Source organism: Mycobacterium paraffinicum, assembly GCF_025822865.1.
In the GTDB taxonomy this organism is placed as follows: domain Bacteria; phylum Actinomycetota; class Actinomycetes; order Mycobacteriales; family Mycobacteriaceae; genus Mycobacterium; species Mycobacterium paraffinicum.
This window is the reverse complement of the sequence record NZ_JACKUR010000023.1, coordinates 205,326-225,268: the sequence shown is the minus strand read 5'-3', so window position 1 is coordinate 225,268 and position 19,943 is coordinate 205,326. Positions and strand designations below refer to the sequence as shown.

The 19,943-nt window shown below is 68.0% G+C and carries 17 protein-coding genes and 1 pseudogene; 9 read left to right on the top strand and 9 right to left on the bottom strand.

The genetic code is table 11. From position 1 onward, the window contains the following. Nucleotides 1-66: 66 nt before the first annotated feature. Complete coding sequence (locus H7J89_RS13275; RefSeq protein WP_264044152.1) at nt 67-1,515, top strand: lipase maturation factor family protein; 1,449 nt, start codon at nt 67-69, stop codon at nt 1,513-1,515. On the opposite strand, the gene H7J89_RS13270 is transcribed toward H7J89_RS13275, so the two are convergent. Genes H7J89_RS13270 through H7J89_RS13260 form a run of 3 tightly spaced genes read right to left on the bottom strand, consistent with a single transcriptional unit; the run spans nt 1,512 to nt 3,471 of the window. Continuing rightward, the gene (locus H7J89_RS13270) at nt 1,512-1,715 is read right to left on the bottom strand and encodes a hypothetical protein (RefSeq protein WP_264044151.1); all 204 of its coding nucleotides are present in this window, start codon (nt 1,713-1,715) and stop codon (nt 1,512-1,514) included. The two genes, H7J89_RS13275 and H7J89_RS13270, sit on opposite strands and share 4 nt — an antisense overlap. A 23-nt stretch (nt 1,716-1,738) precedes the next feature. Continuing rightward, a complete protein-coding gene (locus H7J89_RS13265; protein WP_264044150.1) occupies nt 1,739-2,071 on the bottom strand; it encodes a hypothetical protein in 333 nt (110 codons plus the stop codon). Between the two features lie 29 nt (nt 2,072-2,100). Continuing rightward, nucleotides 2,101-3,471, bottom strand: a complete 1,371-nt coding sequence (locus H7J89_RS13260) for an HNH endonuclease signature motif containing protein (RefSeq protein WP_264044149.1) — start codon at nt 3,469-3,471, stop codon at nt 2,101-2,103. A 249-nt stretch (nt 3,472-3,720) separates the two neighbouring features. Between H7J89_RS13260 and H7J89_RS13255 the strand changes: the two genes are divergently transcribed. Both H7J89_RS13255 and H7J89_RS13250 read left to right on the top strand, forming a co-directional pair. Then, complete coding sequence (locus tag H7J89_RS13255) at nt 3,721-4,149, top strand: hypothetical protein (protein ID WP_264044148.1); 429 nt, start codon at nt 3,721-3,723, stop codon at nt 4,147-4,149. A 52-nt stretch (nt 4,150-4,201) separates the two neighbouring features. Continuing rightward, a complete protein-coding gene (locus H7J89_RS13250) occupies nt 4,202-4,573 on the top strand; it encodes a hypothetical protein (RefSeq protein ID WP_264044147.1) in 372 nt (123 codons plus the stop codon). Nucleotide 4,574: 1 nt separating this feature from the next. Here the strand turns inward: H7J89_RS13250 and H7J89_RS13245 are convergent, their stop codons facing one another. Beyond that, on the bottom strand, nt 4,575-6,221 hold the full coding sequence (locus H7J89_RS13245) for an acetolactate synthase large subunit (RefSeq protein WP_264044146.1): 1,647 nt from the start codon (nt 6,219-6,221) through the stop codon (nt 4,575-4,577). 79 nt (nt 6,222-6,300) lie between these two features. Here H7J89_RS13245 and H7J89_RS13240 point away from each other — a divergent pair, with 79 nt between their 5' ends. Beyond that, nucleotides 6,301-7,677: an NADP-dependent succinic semialdehyde dehydrogenase gene (locus tag H7J89_RS13240; RefSeq protein WP_264044145.1), complete on the top strand. Its 1,377-nt coding sequence runs from the start codon at nt 6,301-6,303 to the stop codon at nt 7,675-7,677. A gap of 122 nt (nt 7,678-7,799) precedes the next feature. On the opposite strand, the gene H7J89_RS13235 is transcribed toward H7J89_RS13240, so the two are convergent. From H7J89_RS13235 to H7J89_RS13225, 3 genes are all read right to left on the bottom strand, one after another. Next, complete coding sequence (locus tag H7J89_RS13235; RefSeq protein ID WP_264044144.1) at nt 7,800-8,741, bottom strand: R2-like ligand-binding oxidase; 942 nt, start codon at nt 8,739-8,741, stop codon at nt 7,800-7,802. After that, entirely contained in the window at nt 8,738-9,430 is a 693-nt protein-coding gene (locus tag H7J89_RS13230; protein ID WP_264044143.1) for a TetR/AcrR family transcriptional regulator, read from the bottom strand. The genes H7J89_RS13235 and H7J89_RS13230 overlap by 4 nt, the downstream gene beginning before the upstream one ends. Before the next feature lie 155 nt (nt 9,431-9,585). Beyond that, nucleotides 9,586-11,283 (bottom strand): acyl-CoA dehydrogenase family protein, encoded by a 1,698-nt coding sequence (locus H7J89_RS13225; protein WP_264044142.1) that lies wholly within the window; start codon nt 11,281-11,283, stop codon nt 9,586-9,588. Between the two features lie 114 nt (nt 11,284-11,397). Between H7J89_RS13225 and H7J89_RS13220 the strand changes: the two genes are divergently transcribed. From H7J89_RS13220 to H7J89_RS13210, 3 genes are read left to right on the top strand one after another with little or no spacing between them, the layout of a single operon-like run. Further along, nucleotides 11,398-12,378 carry a phosphotriesterase family protein gene (locus tag H7J89_RS13220; RefSeq protein ID WP_264044141.1) on the top strand — a complete coding sequence of 327 codons (981 nt, stop codon included), beginning with the start codon at nt 11,398-11,400 and terminating at the stop codon, nt 12,376-12,378. Beyond that, a complete protein-coding gene (locus H7J89_RS13215) occupies nt 12,371-13,861 on the top strand; it encodes an AMP-binding protein (protein ID WP_264044140.1) in 1,491 nt (496 codons plus the stop codon). Before H7J89_RS13220 ends, H7J89_RS13215 begins: the two co-directional genes overlap by 8 nt. A 44-nt stretch (nt 13,862-13,905) precedes the next feature. Beyond that, nucleotides 13,906-14,382 carry a type III secretion system chaperone family protein gene (locus H7J89_RS13210; RefSeq protein ID WP_264044139.1) on the top strand — a complete coding sequence of 159 codons (477 nt, stop codon included), beginning with the start codon at nt 13,906-13,908 and terminating at the stop codon, nt 14,380-14,382. Here H7J89_RS13210 and H7J89_RS13205 read toward each other — a convergent pair. Beyond that, the gene (locus tag H7J89_RS13205; RefSeq protein ID WP_264044138.1) at nt 14,379-15,560 is read right to left on the bottom strand and encodes an acyltransferase family protein; all 1,182 of its coding nucleotides are present in this window, start codon (nt 15,558-15,560) and stop codon (nt 14,379-14,381) included. The genes H7J89_RS13210 and H7J89_RS13205 overlap by 4 nt on opposite strands. Before the next feature lie 137 nt (nt 15,561-15,697). On the opposite strand from H7J89_RS13205, the gene pgfA reads away from it, so the two are divergent. Beyond that, nucleotides 15,698-16,975 (top strand): cell envelope lipid trafficking protein PgfA, encoded by a 1,278-nt coding sequence (gene pgfA, locus H7J89_RS13200; protein ID WP_264044137.1) that lies wholly within the window; start codon nt 15,698-15,700, stop codon nt 16,973-16,975. 8 nt (nt 16,976-16,983) lie between these two features. Continuing rightward, nucleotides 16,984-18,688 (top strand): annotated as a pseudogene (locus H7J89_RS13195) (MmpA family trehalose lipid delivery protein); the annotation flags it as partial. On the opposite strand, the gene H7J89_RS13190 reads toward H7J89_RS13195, so the two are convergent. Next, nucleotides 18,662-19,816: a glycosyltransferase family 4 protein gene (locus H7J89_RS13190; RefSeq protein ID WP_264044273.1), complete on the bottom strand. Its 1,155-nt coding sequence runs from the start codon at nt 19,814-19,816 to the stop codon at nt 18,662-18,664. The pseudogene H7J89_RS13195 and the gene H7J89_RS13190 sit on opposite strands and share 27 nt — an antisense overlap. Nucleotides 19,817-19,943: the final 127 nt, after the last annotated feature.

Genomic DNA, 19,943 nt, shown 5'->3' with positions numbered 1-19,943 from the left:
GGTTTACCGGCTGCTTGACTGGATATGTGGGTCTGTGTGACCGCCACCGTCCAAGGAGTTACGGCCATGGGCTGGTTTTCAGCTCCCGAATATTGGCTCGGCAGACTGGTGCTCGAGCGGGGCGCCGCGGCGGTCTACCTGCTCGCGTTCGTCGCGGCCGCGGCGCAGTTCCGCGCGCTCATCGGGGAGCACGGGCTACAGCCCATTCCACGGTTCTTGGCCGGGCAGTCGTTTTGGCGGACGCCCAGCCTGTTTCATCTGCGCTATTCCGATCGGCTGTTCTCGATGGTCTCCTGGTTCGGCGCGGCACTGTCGGCGGCGATCGTCGCCGGCGCGGCCGACGCGGTGCCGGTCTGGGCGGCCATGCTGATGTGGCTAGCGCTGTGGGTGCTCTACCTCTCGATCGTCAACGTCGGGCAGACCTGGTATGCGTTCGGGTGGGAATCGCTGCTGCTCGAGACCGGATTCTTGATGATCTTCCTCGGCAACGACCAGGTGGCGCCGCCGGCGCTGACCTTGTGGATAGCCCGATTGCTGTTGTTCCGAGTGGAATTCGGCGCCGGGCTGATCAAGATGCGGGGCGATCCGTGCTGGCGCGACCTGACGTGTCTGTACTACCACCACGAAACGCAGCCCATGCCCGGGCCGTTGAGCTGGTTCTTCCACCACCTGCCCAAGCCGCTGCATCGAATCGAGGTGGCGGGCAACCACTTCTCGCAGCTGGTCGTGCCGTTCGGGTTGTTCGCGCCACAACCGGTGGCCAGCATCGCCGCCGCGATCATCGTCGTCACCCAGCTGTGGCTGGTGGCGTCGGGTAACTTCGCCTGGCTCAATTGGGTGACGATCCTGTTGGCGTGCAGCGCCATCGACGACTCGTCGGTCGCCCGGGTGCTCGGTTCGCACGCCCACCCCGCGCCGCCGGAGTCGCCGCTGTGGTTCGCCGCGCTGGTGATCGCGTTCGCGGCGGCGGTGTTGTTCATGAGTTACTGGCCGGTGCGCAACATGCTGTCCTCGAGTCAGCGAATGAACATGTCGTTCAACTCTTTTCACCTCGTCAACACCTACGGCGCGTTCGGCAGCATCGGGCGCATCCGCCGCGAGGTGGTGATCGAAGGCACCGAGGACACCCGGCTCAGCGACCAGACGGTGTGGAAAGAATACGAATTCAAGGGCAAACCCGGCGCCGTGGGCCGGCTTCCGCGGCAGTGGGCGCCCTACCATCTGCGCCTGGACTGGCTGATGTGGTTCGCCGCCATCTCACCCGGCTACGCCCAGCCGTGGCTGACACCGTTTCTGCAGCGGCTGCTGCGCAACGACCGGAACACGCTGCGCCTGTTGCGGCACAACCCATTTCCGGATGCGCCGCCGCGTTACGTGCGCGCGCAGCTCTACGAGTATCGCTTCACGACGCCCGCGGAGCTGCGCCGCGAGCGGGCCTGGTGGCATCGGACACTGATCGGTGGCTACGTCCGGCCGATGGCACTAAAGGCAGATTCCGGAACGGGCCGGGGCTAACCGGGCGCGGGCCGGTCAAGCAATTGAAGACGCGCGTCGAGTAGACGTGGGTAGTACCAGTAGTAGCCCGCGAGATAAGCGAAGGCCACCGCCAACAATAGACTGCGCAAGGTGAAATGTTTTGCGTCACCAATGAAGCCGAACACTTGCACCGCCACGAGGATCCAACAAGCGGTGATCATCAGTTTGGCGGAACCCACGATGGAGTCGCGTGCGCGCTCGATCAGTTGCCTCGCTGCCCGGCGCGTTGCCGGATCATCGGGAGGGAGCCCGAACGCATCGCCTTGGACATTTGACGACATTCAGCGAATGACAGTGTTCTGAGCGACGGGCGCAGCCCCGCCATGCGGCGCACCGAGCCGAGCGCCGTGGCCAGGCCGATCACCAGTGCGACGACCGCGTCGGTGATCCACCACGGTGCGCTGGTCCAGTGCGACGAGGGCGGCCCGCTGGGGTAGTCGCCGATCATCACCAGCGGTGTCAGGCCCAGCATCATCACCAGGGCGTACAGCGGCCACTGCAGCCACCAGGGTCTCAAAGACAACCACAACGACACAGACGAAACCTTATCGAAGCGCGGCCCAGCTATGCCGCGTCATCGTCGTCATCCTCACGGCGGAGCAGTTTTTCGGGGTGGTGGAAGGTGTTGGTACGGGGTTGGCCGCGGTCTAGGTGTGGGGGTGGGATCCATTCGGTGTGGCCTTTGGTGTTTTTGCGGGTAATCCAGCCGCCGGGTTTGAGCAGGCGGTGATGGGGTCCGCAGGCGAAGGTGAGGTCGTTGATGTCGGTGCGCCGGGTTTTGGCGTAGTCGGTGACGTGGTGGACCTCGGAGAGGTAGCCGGGCACGGTGCAGCCCGGGGCGCTGCAGCCGCGGTCGTGGGCGTAGAGGACGATGCGTTGTCCGGCGGTGGCCAGCCGTTTGGCGTGGTAGAGGGCCAGGGGTTTGGCGTTGTCGAAGACGGCCAGGTAGTGGTGGGCGTGGCGGGCCAGGCGGATCACATCGCTGATCGGCAATCGGGTGCCCCCGCCGGTGCGGCCGGCGCCGGCGGCGGCCTGCAGCTCGGCAAGGGTGGTGGTGATGACGATGGAGGCGGGTAACCCGTTGTGTTGGCCGAGTTTTCCCGAGGCCAACAACGCGCGTAGGGCGGCGTTGAGTGCGTCGTGGTTGCGTTGGGCGGTGCTGCGGGCGTCGCGGTCGATGGCGTCTTGGCTGGGGGCGCCGTCCACGCACGGGGTGTCATCGAAGGGGTTGCACATGCCGGGTGCGGCCAGTTTGGCCAGCACCGCCTCCACGGTGGCGCGCAGTTCGGGGGTGAGCAGGCCCCGTAACTCGGACATGCCGTCGGGGCCCTGCCGGCCCAGGGTCAAGCCGCGGCGGCGCGCGCGCTCAGCGTCCGTGTAGCTGCCATCGGGGTTCAGGCAGTCGGCCACGTGCTCGGCCAGTGCGGCCAATTGCTCGGGACGGTAGTGCGTCCCGTGGGTGGCCAGGTCAGCCTCCACGGCGGCACGGGTCGCTGCATCGACCCACCCGGGCAGGCGGTGAAAGAATTTGCGGATCACCGCCACCTGCCCGCCGCCCAGTGTGCCGGCGCGCTGAGCGGCCGCGGTGGCCGGCAGGATCGGCTCCAAGGGCTCACCGGTCAGCCCGTGCCGCGGGCCCAAATCCACCGCTTCTTTCACCCGCCGCGACGCCTCGGCGCGGCTGATCAAGGTGGCCTCGGCGATCGCGTGCGGCAGCGTGCCACCCAATTCTTCGGGGGTGGCCTGGTGGCCAAGGGAGTTGATCACCGGATGTTCGAGCGCCGGCAACTGGCGACGCACCTGCTCGCAGCGCTCCAACATCGCCAGCTGCTGCTGAACAGTCATCGCCTCCACCGGCAACGCGCGGGCACGGGCCAACACCGAATCCAGGTCGTCAAACATCGCCTCGGCGTCGGGATGACCACTTGGACCCATACCGCCAAACTAGCTACCCCCACCGACAAACAAGCCCCAGAAATCGCCACAGATGCACACTCGCGCAAAAACTTTGGAAAATTCATGCCGCCCGGCCGATGGCGCTGCCGGCGGCGACGTCACAGCACGGCTGAGCTAGGCCGCGTCGTCGTCGTGGAAGTTTGCCAAATGCCCAGCAAACCGAACGTCTTCGGTGTATAGCGGTCACTGTGAGCTACGTGCTTATTAGCTCAGCAGGAGGATGAGATCATGGCTATGACACGGGTGATCGCCGCAGCCGCCATCTTCGCCGGTTTAGCTGTCGGTACGGCTAGTGCAGCGTGGGCCGACACGACGTTGAGCGGCCACTACACCTGGACTTCGACAACCCCTCGGGGGTCGGCGATGTCCGGCGACTACTACTTCACACCCTGCGGCGACGGATGCGCTTCGGTAGCAACCACACCCGGTGGCCAGGCCGTGGCCCTGGCGCGGCTGATCAACGGGCAGTGGACGATGGAAGGCACCTGGGCCATCCGCTGTGCCGACGGTAGCCCCGGTCCCAATGAGCCCTACCACGACACGTGGGATCCGAACACCCTGGAAGGCACGAGCACCTTGATGTACAACGTGCCGGCCTGCGGCCACCCACCGGGATATCAACAGACGAATCACCTGCAACTCAGGCAAGCGCCCTGACGCGTAACTGCCTGTCGCGACTGCGACTCAGCCGCCAACCAAGGAGCCGAGCATGAGAACAGCACTCGTAGGGTTGGCCACGGTGCTGGCCCTCTCCGGCTTCATGTGGACGGTGGATCTGATGCTGGGGACGGGAACCGCCCTTGCCGCCTGCTCGACGAACAACGGCGGTAACCAGCCGCCGGAATGCGCACCGCCCGAGGGACCCCCGGGCTGCTACACCTCACACATCTGCAGCCAGATGTGGTGCCCGAACGTGGGCCAGATGCGGCGCATGCCGGACTGGGACATGAACGTCTGCCATACCTATTACTTCGCTCCGGACTCCGGTCTGCCCGCGCTGATCGTGCCAGGACAGCCGCCCGGCCTGCGGCTGCCGCCGAATACCGGTGTCTGCCCACCCTTTGCCTGGATGTGTCCGTGAATTACAGCGTCTCGTCCAGCTCGCCGAGCCGGTCGGTCAGCCGCAGATTCTCCGAGTAGTCGACCGGGCAGGAGATCACCGACACCCCGTCGTCATCGAGTGCGGCCCGCAGTGTCGGCAAGAGTTCCTCCGCGCTGTTGATCCGATACCCCTTGGCGCCGAAGCTTTCCGCGTAGGTCACCACATCGGGGTTGGAAAACTTCACGTAGTAGTGCGCGCCGAGTTCGAGGTCCATTTTCCACTCGATCAGGCCATAACCGCCGTCGTCCCAGATCAGCACGACCAGCGGTATCCGCTCACGGACCGCGGTCTCGATTTCCTGCGAGTTCATCAGGAACGCGCCGTCGCCGACGACCGCCAGCACCTTGGACTCGGGACGCGCCAGCTTGACACCCAGCGCACCGGGTAGCGCAAAACCCATGGTGGACAAGCCGTTTGACACCAGGCAGGTGTTGCACTCATACGTCGGGTAGAGCCGCGCCATCCACATCTTGGTGGCGCCGGTGTCCACCAGGACGACGTCGCTGCGGCCCAGCGCGGCGCGGGTATCGGCGACCACCCGCGCCGGAGCGAGCGGATAACGCGAATCCTCTTGCCCCCGAGCGAATTCCTCGGCCAGCAGGCCGTGGCCGGGTACCTCCGGATCGGCCTCGTAGGCGTGGCCGTCGAGCGCGTCCGTCAATGCGTTCAAAGAGGCGCTGATGTCGCCGATGATCCCGACTTCCACCGAATAGTGCGCGTCGACCTCGGCCGGGAAACGGTGGATGTGGATGATCTTCTTGTCGGCCTGCGGGTTGATCCGGACCGGGTCGAACTCCTGCAGCTCGTACCCGACGGCGATTACCACGTCGGCGTTGTCGAAGCCGAAGTTGACGTAGTCGTGGCGCATGAACCCGAGGGTCCCGATGCTGTTGGGATGGTCGTCGGGCATCACTCCCTTGCCGTGGAAGGTGTTGGCGACCGGGATACCGAATTCCTCGGAGAACCGGACCAAGGCGGCGGTGGCGTTGCCGCGGGCGGCGCCGTGACCGGCGAGCACCACCGGCCGCTTCGCCTTGCGCAGGATGTCGACCGCGCGCTCCACCTGACCGGGCGCGGGCGCATCGGGGCGGACGACGTTGCGCGGCAACGGCGTCAGGTCATAGTCGGTCTCGTCGGCATCGATGTGCTCCGGCACCGCGAGATAGACCGCCGCCGGGCGTTCGGTCTCGGCCACCTTGAACGCCTTGCGGAACATCTCGGGTATGGCGCGCGCGGTGGGGACTCCGGCCGCCCACCGGGTGATGGGCGCGAACATCGACACCAGGTCGACGTACTGGTGCGACTCCTTGAATTCCCGGTCGTGGCCGACCTGCGCGGAGATCGCGACCAACGGGGTGCTGTTGGTAGTGGCGTCGGCCACGCCGAGTTGCATGTTGATCGCGCCCGGTCCCAGGGTGCTCGAGACCACCGCGGCGCGGCCGGTCACCCGGCCGTACATCTCGGCCATGAAGGCCGCGCCCTGCTCGTGCCGGGTGAGCACATAGCGGATGCTCGACGACGCCAGCGCCTGCACAAAGCGGATGTTCTCCTCACCCGGCAGACCGAAGACCACGGAAACACCCTCGTTTTCCAGGCACTTGACCATCAGCTCGGCGGCTTTACTCATCCGGCACCTCCCTCGGGGGAACGATAGTGGCAGGCTGGGTGTTGGACCTTTTACCAACCCCGAAGCGAAGGATGTCAGCGTGCCCATCGCCACCATCAACCCGGCTACCGGCGAGACAGTAAAAACCTTCACCCCGGCAACCGACGAAGAAGTCGACGCGGCCATCGCCGCCGCCTACGCCCGGTTCCAGGACTACCGCCATAACACCACCTTTGCCCAGCGCGCCGGGTGGGCAAACGCCACCGCCGATCTGTTGGAAAAAGAGGCCGACGACGTCGCCGCGATGATGACCCTGGAAATGGGCAAGACCTTGAAGTCGGCCAAGGCCGAAGTACTCAAGTGCGCCAAGGGCTTTCGCTACTACGCTGAGAACGCCGAAAAGCTGCTGGCCGACGAGCCGGCCGACGCGGGCAAGGTCGGCGCGTCCAAGGCCTACATCCGCTACCAGCCGCTCGGCGTGGTCCTGGCCGTGATGCCGTGGAACTTCCCGCTCTGGCAGGCCGTGCGGTTCGCGGCGCCGGCGCTGATGGCCGGCAACGTGGGCATTCTCAAGCACGCCTCGAACGTCCCGCAGACCGCGCTCTACCTCGCCGACGTCATCGCGCGCGGCGGCTTCCCGGACGGTTGCTTCCAGACGCTGCTCGTCTCGTCCAGCGCCGTCGAGCGCATCCTGCGTGACCCCCGCGTCGCCGCGGCGACCCTGACCGGCAGCGAACCCGCCGGCCAGTCGGTCGCCGCCATCGCCGGGGACGAGATCAAACCCACCGTGCTCGAGCTCGGCGGCAGCGACCCGTTCATCGTGATGCCGTCGGCGGACCTCGACGAGGCGGTCAAGACCGCGGTCACCGCCCGGGTGCAGAACAACGGCCAATCCTGCATCGCCGCCAAGCGATTCATCATCCACACCGACATCTACGACGCGTTCGTCGACAAGTTCGTCGAGCGGATGGCTGCGCTCAAGGTCGGCGACCCGACCGACCCCGACACCGACGTCGGCCCGCTGGCCACCGAGTCGGGACGCGACGACATCGTCAAGCAGGTCGACGACGCGGTGGCGGCGGGCGCGAAGCTGCGCACCGGCGGCAAGCCGCTCGACGGGCCGGGCTGGTTCTACCCGCCGACCGTAATCACCGACATCACCAAGGACATGGCGCTCTACACCGAAGAGGTCTTCGGCCCCGTCGCGTCGATGTACCGCGCCGAGGGCATCGACGAGGCGATCGAGATCGCCAACGGCACCACCTTCGGGCTGGGCTCCAACGCCTGGACTCGCGACGAGGCCGAGCAGCAGCGCTTCATCGACGACATCGAGGCCGGCCAGGTCTTCATCAACGGGATGACGGTGTCCTACCCGGAGCTGGGCTTCGGCGGCGTCAAGCGGTCCGGATACGGCCGCGAACTCGCGGGCCACGGGATCCGCGAGTTCTGCAACGCCAAGACCGTCTGGGTCGGGTAGTGGCGATCGCAAGCGCGGCGTAGCCGCGCGCTGGGGCATCCCCGCTTGCGGCGGACGGGTCGCCACCATCAGGGCCGCCGAGGACGGGGCCGCCGCGGGCGACAAGAAGGTCGAGTAGCGGCTCAGGCCGACGCGGCGGCCAGGGCCTTCTCGTCCTCGTCGGCGAAGGTGTCCTCCAGGTGCAGCGGCGAGTAGTCGAGGTCGATCTCCTCGAGTGGCCGGCCGCGGGCGCTGGAGATCGTGCCGAAGCGCCGCATGCCCTTGTCGGACGCGTAGGCCATGAACTCGTCCACCGAAAGGCCGAAGGGCATCGGATCGTAAAGGGAGAAGCCCTCTTCGATGAGGCGCAGCCCCAGCGGCATGAGCTCGTTCATGCGGGTTTCGAAGACGCCCCAGTTGGCGTCGTCGGCGGCGACGTGGCGGCGGCAGGTGAAGGTGCCCCACGCCATGTGGCGGCGCTCGTCGTCGCCGATGCGCCGGACCAACTCCTGCATGCCGGGGAGGATGCCGCGCTCCACGCAGATCTTGTGCCAGCCGAAGTAGCCCGTGAGCGCCAGCATGCCTTCGACCATGTGGTTGTAGGTGACCGACGCCCGCACCTGGGCGGCCGGAGACGGGTCGACCGACAAGGCGTTGAGGCAGTCCGGCAATTCCTCGTAGAAGATCGTCCGGTAGGTGGGGATGTCGTCGAGGTACTCGTGCAGGTCATCCGTGACACCGACAGCGTCGAGCCACATGCGGAACACCTGAACGTGCTTGGCTTCCTCGAACGCGAACTGCGTCAGGTACATCTCGTCGCCCAGCCGGCCCTCGACCCGCATCGCGGACATGAACGGCTGAATGTCCTCGGTGACCGCCTCCTCGCCGGCGATGAATTCCGCGCACAGCCGGATGGCGTAGTGACGTTCGTCTTCCGAGAGCTGCTCCCAGTCGGCGCGGTCGCGGGAGAAGTCGATGTCGGCCGGGTCCCAGAACTTCGCGTTGCCGCCGGCGAACAGCCGCAACGGCAGGCTGTCCCAGTTGAGTCCCCCTCGAACCATCGAGTTCGTATGCGTGCGTGTCATGAGACCTCCTCGGATTGTTGTGGGGCTGACTGGACGGGCGGGCGCGGGGCCGCCGCGAAGGCGGCCGCCAGTACGCCGACGAGCCTTCGCACCGCCAGCGCCGGCTGCTCCGGGGTGGGTTCGTCGAGCCCGAGGATCGGATCCAAACCCCGCATGTAGGGCGCCAGGGCCAGGTGCGGAAATATCAAGAGCAGCAACGACAACAGCGCGTCGGTGTCCGAATCGGCACGCAGGTCGCCGCGCACCTTCGCCTCGCGGACGAGCGGCCGCATCACCTCCAGGTAGTGCCGGTGGATGACGTTCTGGACGCTGATGCGGGCTTCGGTGTCGACCTCGAGGGTCGCCGCGGCGTGCAGCGCGCGCTCGTGCGGGTGGTCGGCGAAGTAGGCCACCCACGCGTCGAGCCAGTCCGTCAGAAAGTCGAAGAACGGCCGGCTCGGGTCAAGCTCGCGGATGCGGTCTTCCATGTAGGCACGCACCCGCTGGCTGGCGATGTCGGCGATGAACGCGAACAGGTCGCGCTTGTCCGCGAAGTACTGGAACAGGCTGCCCTTCGCGACACCGGCCCGCCGCGCGATGACGTTGAGGCTGCCCCGGGAGAACCCGTGCGCCCCGAACTCCTGTTCCGCCGCCTCGATGATGGCGGCGCGACGGGCGGGGTCGACCCGCGCCCAAGTCACCGTTGGCAAATGCGGCCTCCTAGCGTCGATGACCACTGGTCATATTACGGTGAGCTGTGTCACAGTCAAGGGTAGGCGCGTCAATCCGGGGCGCCCAGCGTCACGCTGGCGCGACGATCGACATGGGGTGCCACGCTGGCGTGACGCTCGGCGAATGGCCTGCTCTACGGCCGCATCTGGTACGCGCCGTTGAGGGGAAGGATGTGTTCCTTCCAGATCTGCGCGTAGCGGGCGGGGTCGTGGACGGGGCGACGGATCATCCGCGTCGCGAAGCGGGCCTGGTCGTCGGTGGTCGCGGGCTTGTCGCTCAACTCCACGGCGTAGCCGTTGAAGTCGCGGACCAGCACGGCGAAGATCGCGTCGATCAACGTCTCGTCGACATCCGACAGCGCGGCCTCCTCGAGGATGAGCTGCGCATAGGGAACCGTCGCGAACAACTGACCAACGGCGAACGCGAAATCGACGTCCTTCTGTTGCGCGGCGTCGGGCGTCGCGCTGGCCAGCATGTCGGCGAGCACGTCGATCTGCTTGCGCAGTAACGCCACGTTGGGCAGGTGCCCGAAGCCCTCGAACGGCGCGCGCCAGTCGTGGAAGCGCACCTTGCCCAGGCCCCCGGTCGGGCCCTGCGCGAACAGGAACGCGTCGTCGGCCGCGTCGTCGCGCCGGCCGATGATCGGCAGCTCGGCGTTGGGGGCGAACAGGAAGTTGGGCATGAACTTGGCGAGCAGCCCGATGTTGATGTGCACAGTGCCCTCGAGCCTTGGCAACAAACCGATCTCGCGGGTGACGGCCTCGAAGAAGGTGTCCTTCTCCACCCCCTTCGCGGCGATCACATCCCACAGTGCGATGACGACCCGCTCCCCTTCGCTGGTGATCTTCGCCTTGGTGAGCGGGCTGTACAGCAGGTAGCGCCGGTCGTCCGCCGAGGCGCCGCGCATGTAGTCGCAGGCGCGGGTGGCGACCAGCCGCATCGCGACCAGCCGCAGGTAGGCGTCGGTGAGCAGCCGCCGCACGTGGCTGAAGTCGGTGACGACGGTCCCGTACAGGACGCGGTTGGAGGCGTGGGTGACCGCCTCGTACATCGCGTGCGTGCACATGCCGACCGCGCCCCAGCCCAGGTTGTACTTGCAGACGTTGACGGTGTTGAGTGCGGCGTGGAAGGCCCCGGGACCGCGGTGCAGGATGTCGGCCTCGGTGACGGGGTAGTCGCGCAGCGCGTAGTTGGCGACGTAGTTCTGCGAGTTCACCACGTTCTTGATCAGGTCATAACGGTCGTGCTGGGAGTCGGCGGCGAAGAACACGTATTCGTCGGAGCCGGCGATCTTGCCGAAGGTGGAGACCATCCGCGCCACGTTGGCGTTGCCGATGTAGTACTTCTCGCCATTGGCGACCCAGCCGTTCTCGGACGGCGTCAGGATCATGTCGGTCTGATAGACGTCGGCGCCGTGGGTCTGCTCCGACAGGCCGAAGGCGAACACCTCGCCGGCCTCGAGTTGGGCGGCGGCCTTGCGCTTGGCGTCGGTGTTGTCGCTCATCCAGATCGGGCCCAGGCCCAGCGCGGTGACCTGGAAGGGGTACCAGTAGCTCAGCCCGTAGAAGCCCACGATCTCGGCGAACTCGCTGATCCGGTAGGTATCCCAGCGACAATCGTCGGCGCCGTACTCCGACGGCGTCAGCAGGGACGCGAAGATGCGCTCGCGTCCGATGTGGTCCAAAAACTCTGAGTACCACACCCGTTCGTGATCGTCGGACTTCAGCCGCGCCTTGCCGCGCGATTCGAAGAAGTCCACCGTCGCGGCCATGATCTCCGCAGAACGCCGGTCTGGGTATTTGCGTTGCAGGTGGTTGGGATTGAGCAACATGACGCGACTCCCGCGGGTTCCGGTTGGGACGAGGGTGACGGTACTGCACGTTAGGGCGCGCCGGAATAAATCGGCACTGTTCTCCGACCACCGGGTCGACCTAGCATCAGTCACGTGTCAGAACTCAATACCGCCCGCGGCCCCATCGATACCGCCGACCTCGGCGTGACGCTCATGCACGAGCACGTGTTCATCATGACCACCGAGATCGCGCTGAACTATCCCGAGGCGTGGGGTGACGAGGAACGGCGGGTGGCCGATGCCATCGATCGGCTCAACGAGCTGAAGTCCCGCGGCGTCGACACCATCGTGGACCTCACCGTGATCGGGCTGGGCCGCTACATCCCGCGCATCGCCCGCGTCGCGGCGGCCACCGAGCTGAATATCGTTGTGGCAACCGGGCTTTACACCTACAACGACATCCCGTTCCGGTTCCACTACGAAGGCCCCGGAGGGATGCTGGACGGCCCCGAGATCATGACCGAGATGTTCGTCCGCGACATTGAGCAGGGCATCGCCGACACCGGCATCAAGGCGGGCATCCTCAAGTGCGCCACCGACGAACCCGGCCTCACCCCCGGCGTCGAACGGGTACTGCGCGCGGTGGCGCAGGCGCACAAGCGCACCGGCGTGCCGATCTCCACGCACACCCATGCCGGCCTGCGGCGCGGCCTGGAACAGCAGCGCATCTTCGAGGAGGAAGGTGTCGACCTGAGCCGGGTGGTCATCGGCCACTCCGGCGACAGCACCGATGTCGGCTACCTCGAAGAGCTCATCGCCGCCGGCTCCTACCTCGGCATGGACCGCTTCGGCCTCGACGTGATCTCTCCGTTCGAGGAGCGGGTCAAGATCGTGGCGCAGATGTGCGAGCGCGGGCACGCCGACAAGATGGTGCTCTCGCACGATGCCAACTGTTATTTCGACGCGCTCCCCGAAGACCTGGTGCCGCAGATGGCGCCGAATTGGCATTACCTGCACATCCACAACGACGTCATCCCCGCCCTCAAGGAGCGCGGCGTCACCGACGAGCAGCTGCACACCATGCTGGTCGACAACCCCCGCCGCATCTTCGAGCGGCAGGGCGCGTATGAGTGAGCCGATCCCGCCGATCGGCACCCAGATCTCGGCGCTGGCCGAACTCGCCCCCGACGAGCCGGCGGTCACCTGTGATGGAGTGACCATCACCCGCGCCGAACTCGACCGTTCGACGAACTGGCTGGCCCGCGCCTACGCCGAGCGCGGTGTGGGGGTCGGCGACTACGTGACGATGGTGCTGCCCAACTCGATCGAATGGATCCAGGCCGCGGTGGCGTGCTGGAAGCTGGGCGCGGTGCCGCAGCCGCTGTCGGCGCGGTTGCCGGACGCGGAACTGCAGGGCCTGCTGGAGTTGCGCCCACCCACCTTGTTGGTGGGCCGCGATCATCCCGGAATACCAAGCGTGCCAGCTGGTTTCACGCCGGGACCGCATTGCTCGGACGCGGAGCTGCCGGAGGCGGTGTCGCCGGTGTGGAAGGCGATGGGGTCCGGCGGCAGCACCGGCCGCCCCAAGCTGATCGAATCCGGCGGCGACAGCCGGATCCCGGCCGCCATCGGCTATCCGCTGGGCGCGCAGGAGGGCGATGTCACCCTGATGCCGGTGCCGCTGTCGCACAACACCGGCTTCACCGCAGCGACCATGGCACTGTTGATGCGCCATCACCTGGTGCTGATGAGCCGGTTCGAGCCGCAGCAATTCCTCCGGCTGATCACCGACCATAAAGTCACCTTTTTGACGACGGTGCCGACGATCATGCAGCGGACGCTGCCGGTCTATCACGCCGATCCGGGCGCCTACGACCTGTCGTCGATCCGCCGCTTCTGGCATCTGGCGGCGCCGTGCCCGCCCGCCGTCAAGCAGGCGTGGATCGATCTGCTGGGTCCGGAAAAAGTGTGGGAACTCTACGGCGGCACCGAATTACAGGCGCTGACCTTCATCTCCGGCGACCAGTGGCTGACCCACCCCGGCTCGGTCGGGGTGGTGGTCGCCGGCGAGATGAAGGTGCTCGACGACGACGGAAACCCCTGTCCGCCCGGCGTGGAGGGCGAGATTTACATGCGGCCCGCGCCGGGCAGCGCGCCCACCTACCGCTACGTCGGCGCGACGGCGAAGAGCCGCGACGGCTGGGACTCGTTGGGCGACCTCGGCTATTTCGACGCCGACGGATTTCTGTATCTGTCGGACCGCAGGGTGGACATGTTCACCGTCGGCGGCCGCAACGCGTACCCGGCCGAGATCGAGAATGCGCTGTCGGCACACCCGGACGTGTTGTCCTGCCTCGTGGTCGGCGTCCCCGACCCGAACTCCGGCGATCTCGGGCAGGTGCCCTACGCCCTGGTGCACACGGCCGACGACGCGACGCTGGACGCCGCCGGGGTGCGGGAGTTTCTACGCGAACACCTTGCGGCGTACAAGGTGCCGCCCACCCCGGACTTCGTAGAATTCGTCGACGCCCCCCTGCGTGACGACGCCGGGAAGGCGCGGCGGTCGGCGGTGCGCGCCGAGATCGTGGAGCGCTTGGCGGCCGTCGGGCCGGCCTGACGCGCACCAAGAATCCTCCAAGTCGGCGGGCCCATCATCGGGCAATGCAGATCGAACCGCTGAGCACGGAGTTGATCGACCGTTACCTGCGATCGCGTGAGTTGCGCTTCTTCCGCAGCGATGACGGCGAGGAGTTCATGATGCTGCCCAGCTACGAGCGCGGCGAGCTGCACGTGAACCTGCGGATCAACGGTTTGCGGCGCGACGTTTTCGAGATCTCCATCAGCCCCGCCGGGCACTACCCCGCTACCGAGCGGCCGCGGCTGATGGAACTGGTCAACGACTGGAATCGCGAAACCCATTGGCCCAAGGCGTTTGTGCGCGAGACCGCCCGGCCGAGCCACGTCAGCGTGGTCGGTGAGAACGCTTACCTGCTGACCGACGGCATCCACCTCGAGGCGCTGGGCAATCTCATCCGATCGACCGTCGAGTACGGCGCCGATCTGTTCCAGAAGATCGAGCGCGCCATCTGCCTGCCGTCCGCCGAGACGCTGGAAGAGTGGATGGACCGCACCGGCTAGGGCGCGATCGCGTCCGCCTCGGCGTCCACCACGTCTGCGGTTTCGGCCGGCCTTTCGCGTCTCTCCCAGTGCCGCAACGCTTCCCGGCAGGGCGCCTCCACCAGCCCGTAGCTGACCGCGGCGATCGCCCAGCCGAAGATCAGCGTCAGCGTCAGCACGGCGGGCATGCGGCCGGTGAACGCGAACGTCCCGAGCACCGGGAACACCATGGCCAGCGCGGCCAGGTGCCACACGAACAGGCCGTAGGACCACCGGCCCAGCGTCACCATGCCGGTGCTACCCAGCAGCCGGTGAGAGGTGTCGACCCGGTCCAGCACCAGCGGGGCGACGAGTGCGAACGCCACCAGTGAGCCCGCCGCCGTCTTGACCGCGAACTGGGTCGCCGTGCCGGGAATCAGCCCCTCCGGGCCCGCCAGCGGGGAGGCCGCAAGCAGGTAGGCCAGCACGGCGACGACGGCCATCGGCACCCGCCGGCGTGCCCACCGGTGCGGCAGGGCGACCGGGCTGTGGACCCATTCGGCCAGCAGCATGCCCGCGGCGAACCAGGAGAAGAACGCGGGCGGCAAGTTGAGCGGGTTGGTGCCGGCGCCGGAATGAATGGGCACCCAACCCCAGGCCCAGCTCAGCGCCGCCAGCGCGGCGATCGTCGGCACCCGCGCGCCGACCGGCAGCCGCCGGGCCAGCAACGCCAGAATCGGCAACGCCAGGTAGAAGCTGACCTCGACCGAGAGGCTCCACATCTGGGTCAGCCCGCCGGTCAGGGTGAGCGGCACATAGATCTGGGTGAGGGTGAGGTTGGCCAGCCACACGGTCGGGCTGGCGTGATCCGCGTCGGGCAGCAGCGACAGGATCACGACGACCGCCACCACATAGGCGGGCATGATGCGCACCACCCGCGACCGCAGGTAGTGGCCGGTGCGGGGACGCGGTCCCAGGCCGCGTGCCGCCGCGGCGTGGCCGCGCCACAACAGGAAGCCCGACAACGCGAAGAACACCGCGACGGCCAGATCGAAGCGGCCGAAGAGCCGGCCGGTGACACCGCTGGAGTGCCCGGTCTGGAAAGCGACGTGCGTGACGACCACTCCCATGGCCGCGCAGGCGCGCATCCCCTCTACGGCGGGCAGGAAGCTGCGCGTCCCGCCCACCTGCCGGCCATCGGTCACCCCCACAGTCTGCATCCGATGGGTAATGGGTACACCCGAAGCACCCGCGCGCGATAGCGACAGGTTCGTAAGCCGGGGCCTTACGTTCTGCTGTTAGGGTCAAACGGGTTTGCGGCTGACGGCGCAAGAGAGCACTAGGAGGGCACAGCAACGTGAACCGAGCAGTCATGTTGCGGTTCGCCGCATGCGGGATCATCGGTCTCGGGGCCGCCCTGCTGATCGCCGCGCTGCTGTTATCGACGTACACCACCAGCAGGATCACCAAGGTCCCGCTCAACATCGACAGCACGCTCATCAGCGACGGCACGGGAACCGCGCTGGACTCCGCATCCCTGTCGACCGATCACGTCGTCGTCAACCAGAACGTCCCCCTGGTCTCCCAGCAGCAGGTCAGCGTCGAGTCGCCCGCCAATGCCGACGTGGTCACGTTGCAGGTCGGAACGTCGGTGCGGCGCACCGACAAGCAGAAGGACAGCGGGCTGCTGCTGGCGATCGTCGACACCGTCACCCTCAACCGCAAGACCGCGATGGCGGTCTCCGACGACACCCACGCCGGCGGCTCGGTCCAGAAGCCGCGCGCCGTCAACGACGAGAACCCGCCCACGGCCATGCCCCTGCGGCACGACGGGTTGTCCTACCGGTTCCCCTTCCACACCGAGAAGAAGACTTACCCCTACTTCGATCCGATCGCGCAGAAGCCGTTCGACGTCAACTACGACAGCCAAGAAGACGTCAACGGCCTGACCACCTACAAGTTCACCCAGAACATCGGCTACAACGCCGACGGCAAGCTGGTGGCGCCCGTGGCGTACCCGTCGCTGTTGGCCGGCAACGAGGACGCCAAGCAGACCACCTCCGCGTCGATGTGGGGCGTGCAGGGCGGCGATCCGAACGAGCAGATCACCATGACGCGCTACTACGCGGCGCAGCGGACCTTCTGGGTGGACCCGGTGTCGGGCACCATCGTCAAAGAGACCGAGCACGCCAACCACTACTTCGCCCGCGACCCGCTCAAGCCGGAGCTGACGCTGGCCGACTATAAGGTCACCTCCAACCAGGACACCGTCGAATCGCAGGTCAACGCGGCCCGCGACGAGCGCGACCGGCTGTCGCTGTGGTCGCGGGTGCTGCCGATCACCTTCACGGCGGTCGGTTTGATCGCGCTGGTCGGTGGCGGCCTGCTCGCCTCGTTCAGCCTGCGGACCGAGAGCGCGTTGACCGATCCCGGCCTGGACCGGGGTGACCAGGACTTCTTCGGCCGCACCGGGCTCGAGGAGCCGGTGCCCGGCGCCGAGGCCGAGACCGAGAAGCTGCCCACGCAGCGCCCCGGCTCGCGCGACGATCCCGGCGCGGACGCGCCCACCCTCGGCTCCGATGAGCCGCCCGAGTCGGGGCCGCCCGAGCCCGCCAGTCCACCCGAACGGGAATAGCCCGCCACGTGCGCTGGACCCGACCCGGGTACGCGTTGGTCTTGGCGCTGCTGGTGGTCGGGCCGCTGCTCAAGCCCGGTTACCTGCTGCTGCGCGACGCGGTGTCCACGCCGCGCTCGTATGTGTCCGACACCGCGCTGGGCTTGACGTCGGCGCCGCGGGCGACGCCGCAAGACTTCGCGGTGGCCCTGGCCTCTCACGTGCTGGACGGCGGCGTCGTGGTGAAGGCGCTGCTCGTTCTGGGGCTCTGGCTCGCGGGATGGGGCGCGGCCCAACTGGTCGCGACGGCGCTGCCCGACGCGGGCGTGGCCAGCCAGCTCGTCGCCACCACGCTCGCGATCTGGAACCCGTATGTCGCCGAGCGGCTACTCCAGGGCCATTGGAGCCTGCTGGTCGGCTACGGCTGCCTGCCCTGGGTTGCGGCGGGCATGCTCAGGCTGCGGACGGCCTCCGGTTCGTTCTTCGGGTTGGCGTTCTGGATCGCGCTGGCCGGGCTGACGCCGACCGGTCTGCTGCTCGCCGCGACGGTCGGGCTGGTGTGCGTGGCCGTGCCCGGCGGGGGGCGGTCGCGCCGGGTGTGTGCCGCGGTGACGCTGGGCGCCGCGCTGGTGGCGGCGCTGCCCTGGCTGACCGCGTCCGCGCTGGGCTCGTCGTTAACCTCCCACACGGCGGCGAACACGTTGGGGGTGACCGCGTTCGCGCCGCGCGCCGAGCCGGGTCTCGGCACGCTCGCCAGCCTGGCCAGCCTGGGCGGGATCTGGAACGGCGAGGCGGTGCCGATCTCGCGGACCACCCTGTTCGCGGTGGCCTCGGCCATGGTGTTGCTGGGCGTGCTGGCGGTCGGGGTGCCGACGGTGGCGCGCCGCCCCGCGGGGCGAACGCTGCTCGTGTTGGCGGCGGTGGCGGTGCTGGTTCCGGCCGGGCTGGCGACCGGCCCGGGACTGCACCTCTTGGGTGCGCTGGTTGACGCCGCGCCCGGATTCGGCGTGCTGCGCGACGGGCAGAAGTGGGTGGCGCTGGCCGTGCCCGGCTACGCGCTGGCGGGCGCCGGCGCGGTGGTGGCGCTGAGCCGGTGGGTGTGGCCGGCCCTGACAGCACCGGTTTGCTGCCTCGCGCTGATCTTCGCGCTGCCCGACCTGGCCTGGGGGGTATGGGGCCAGGTGTCGCCGGTGCAGTACCCGCGTGGGTGGCCGGCGGTGGCCGCCGCGATCAACGGCCAGCCCGCGGCGGTGGCGGTGTTGCCGGCCGGCACCATGCGGCTGTACTCCTGGTCGGGTCGGGCTCCGGTGCTGGATCCGCTGCCCCGCTGGGTGCGCGCCGACGTCCTGAGCACGGGCGACCTGGTCATCTCGGGGACCGTCATCCCGGGCGAGGGCGCCCGGGCCCGCGCGGTGCAGCAATTGCTGCTCGCCGGGCCCGATCCGTCCGCCCTGGCCCCGGCCGGGGTGGGCTGGCTGGTCGTGGAGTCGGACACCGCCGGCGACATGGGGGCGTCCGCCCGCACCCTCGATGCGCTGACGCCGGTCTACCGCGACGACAACCTTGCGCTCTATCGCATCGGCGGCCACACCGCCGGGGTGTCAGCCACCGCCCGCACGACGACGCTGATCGCGCATCTGGCGTGGCTGGCGGCGCTGGTGGTCGGCGGCGCCGGCGCGGCTGTCGCCGCGTGGCGGCGCCGGCCGGCTACACCACGCCGCTGACCGGGTGGCCGGTCCGCACGGCCTCCAGGACCGCGCGCATGGCGTCGGCGCTTTGCCGCCAAGAGAATTCACCGCTTCGGGTGTGTGCCTTGGCGCCGAGTTGGTCGCGCAAGACGGGGTCGGAGAGCACCTCTTCGAGACGATCCACCAGTTCGGCGTGGGTGTCCACCAAGATCCCGGTCACCTCGTCGACGATCGAATCCGACAGGCCGCCCGAGGACCGGTAGCCGATGGTCGGCACCCGATGCTGGGCCGCCTCGACGACCGCCAGGCCCCAGCCCTCCTTGCGCGAGGGCAGCAGCTGCACCCAAGCGCCTTGCAGCACATGGTGTTTGGTCACATCGTCGACGTGGCCGTGGAACGTCACCGCGTCGGAGATGCCGAGCCGGTGGACGTGGTCGACGAGCCGGCGCCGCCACCAGCCATCGCCGACGATGTCGAGGTGCAGACCCGGCATGCGCGGCCGGAGCCGCGCGACGGCCTCGAGAGCGTCTTCGATCTGCTTGTGCGGCACCAGCCGCGACAACACCACCACCCGGGGCGCGGCGGCGCGCTGGCCGGACAGCGTGCGCGCCGGAGCTTCGTCGAGGCCGTTGCGCACCACCGCGATCTGCGCGTGGTCGACGCCGAGCGCCACCAGGTCGCGCGCCGACGGCAGCGACACCGTCACGTACTGGTTGCGCCGGTTCAGCCATGGCGACAACGTCGACTCGACGAACCAGCCGAGCCGCCCGAGCACCGGGCCGGCCACCGGCCACTGCTCGCGGTGGCAGTGGTGCACCAGGACGACGACCCGCCGCCCGTACACCAGCCGGGCGAGGAACGGCAGGCCGTTCTGGGTGTCGACGACCACGTCGGGCCGCACCCGCCGCAGCGGTCCGAGGCCCAGCCGCGCCGCCGCCATCGCGAGTAGGGCCCAGACGTAGACGGAATACCGGCCGCCGGCGCGGTCGATGCGCACGCCGTCGACCACTTCGCGGCGAGGGGCCCCGGGGTAGCGGGCGGTGCGCAGCGTGACCTCGATGCCGGACGCGGTAAGCTGCGCGCCGATGCGCTGCAAGTAGGCTTCGCTGCCGCCGCCCTGCGGGTGTCCGGTATCGCGCCAGCACAGCAGGAGCACCGAGCGCAGACCAGACATCACCGGTCAGCCTATCCCGGTGACGACGCCCAACAACGATGCGCGTCGTGGGCGGCCGCCATTCCGTCACTTGCACCACACTGGCCTCCGCCGCGGAAGGACCGCTCGAAATGCCCACCTCACAGCG

Excerpts from the sequence above, each read along its gene's own strand:
- H7J89_RS13275 (WP_264044152.1), top strand. The coding sequence starts at position 67 with ATGGGCTGGTTTTCAGCTCCCGAATATTGGCTCGGCAGACTGGTGCTC.
- H7J89_RS13260 (WP_264044149.1), bottom strand. The coding sequence starts at position 3,471 with ATGGGTCCAAGTGGTCATCCCGACGCCGAGGCGATGTTTGACGACCTG.
- H7J89_RS13255 (WP_264044148.1), top strand. The coding sequence starts at position 3,721 with ATGGCTATGACACGGGTGATCGCCGCAGCCGCCATCTTCGCCGGTTTA.
- H7J89_RS13250 (WP_264044147.1), top strand. The coding sequence starts at position 4,202 with ATGAGAACAGCACTCGTAGGGTTGGCCACGGTGCTGGCCCTCTCCGGC.
- H7J89_RS13245 (WP_264044146.1), bottom strand. The coding sequence starts at position 6,221 with ATGAGTAAAGCCGCCGAGCTGATGGTCAAGTGCCTGGAAAACGAGGGT.
- H7J89_RS13235 (WP_264044144.1), bottom strand. The coding sequence starts at position 8,741 with ATGACACGCACGCATACGAACTCGATGGTTCGAGGGGGACTCAACTGG.
- H7J89_RS13225 (WP_264044142.1), bottom strand. The coding sequence starts at position 11,283 with ATGTTGCTCAATCCCAACCACCTGCAACGCAAATACCCAGACCGGCGT.
- H7J89_RS13215 (WP_264044140.1), top strand. The coding sequence starts at position 12,371 with ATGAGTGAGCCGATCCCGCCGATCGGCACCCAGATCTCGGCGCTGGCC.
- H7J89_RS13210 (WP_264044139.1), top strand. The coding sequence starts at position 13,906 with ATGCAGATCGAACCGCTGAGCACGGAGTTGATCGACCGTTACCTGCGA.
- H7J89_RS13205 (WP_264044138.1), bottom strand. The coding sequence starts at position 15,560 with ATGCAGACTGTGGGGGTGACCGATGGCCGGCAGGTGGGCGGGACGCGC.
- H7J89_RS13190 (WP_264044273.1), bottom strand. The coding sequence starts at position 19,816 with ATGTCTGGTCTGCGCTCGGTGCTCCTGCTGTGCTGGCGCGATACCGGA.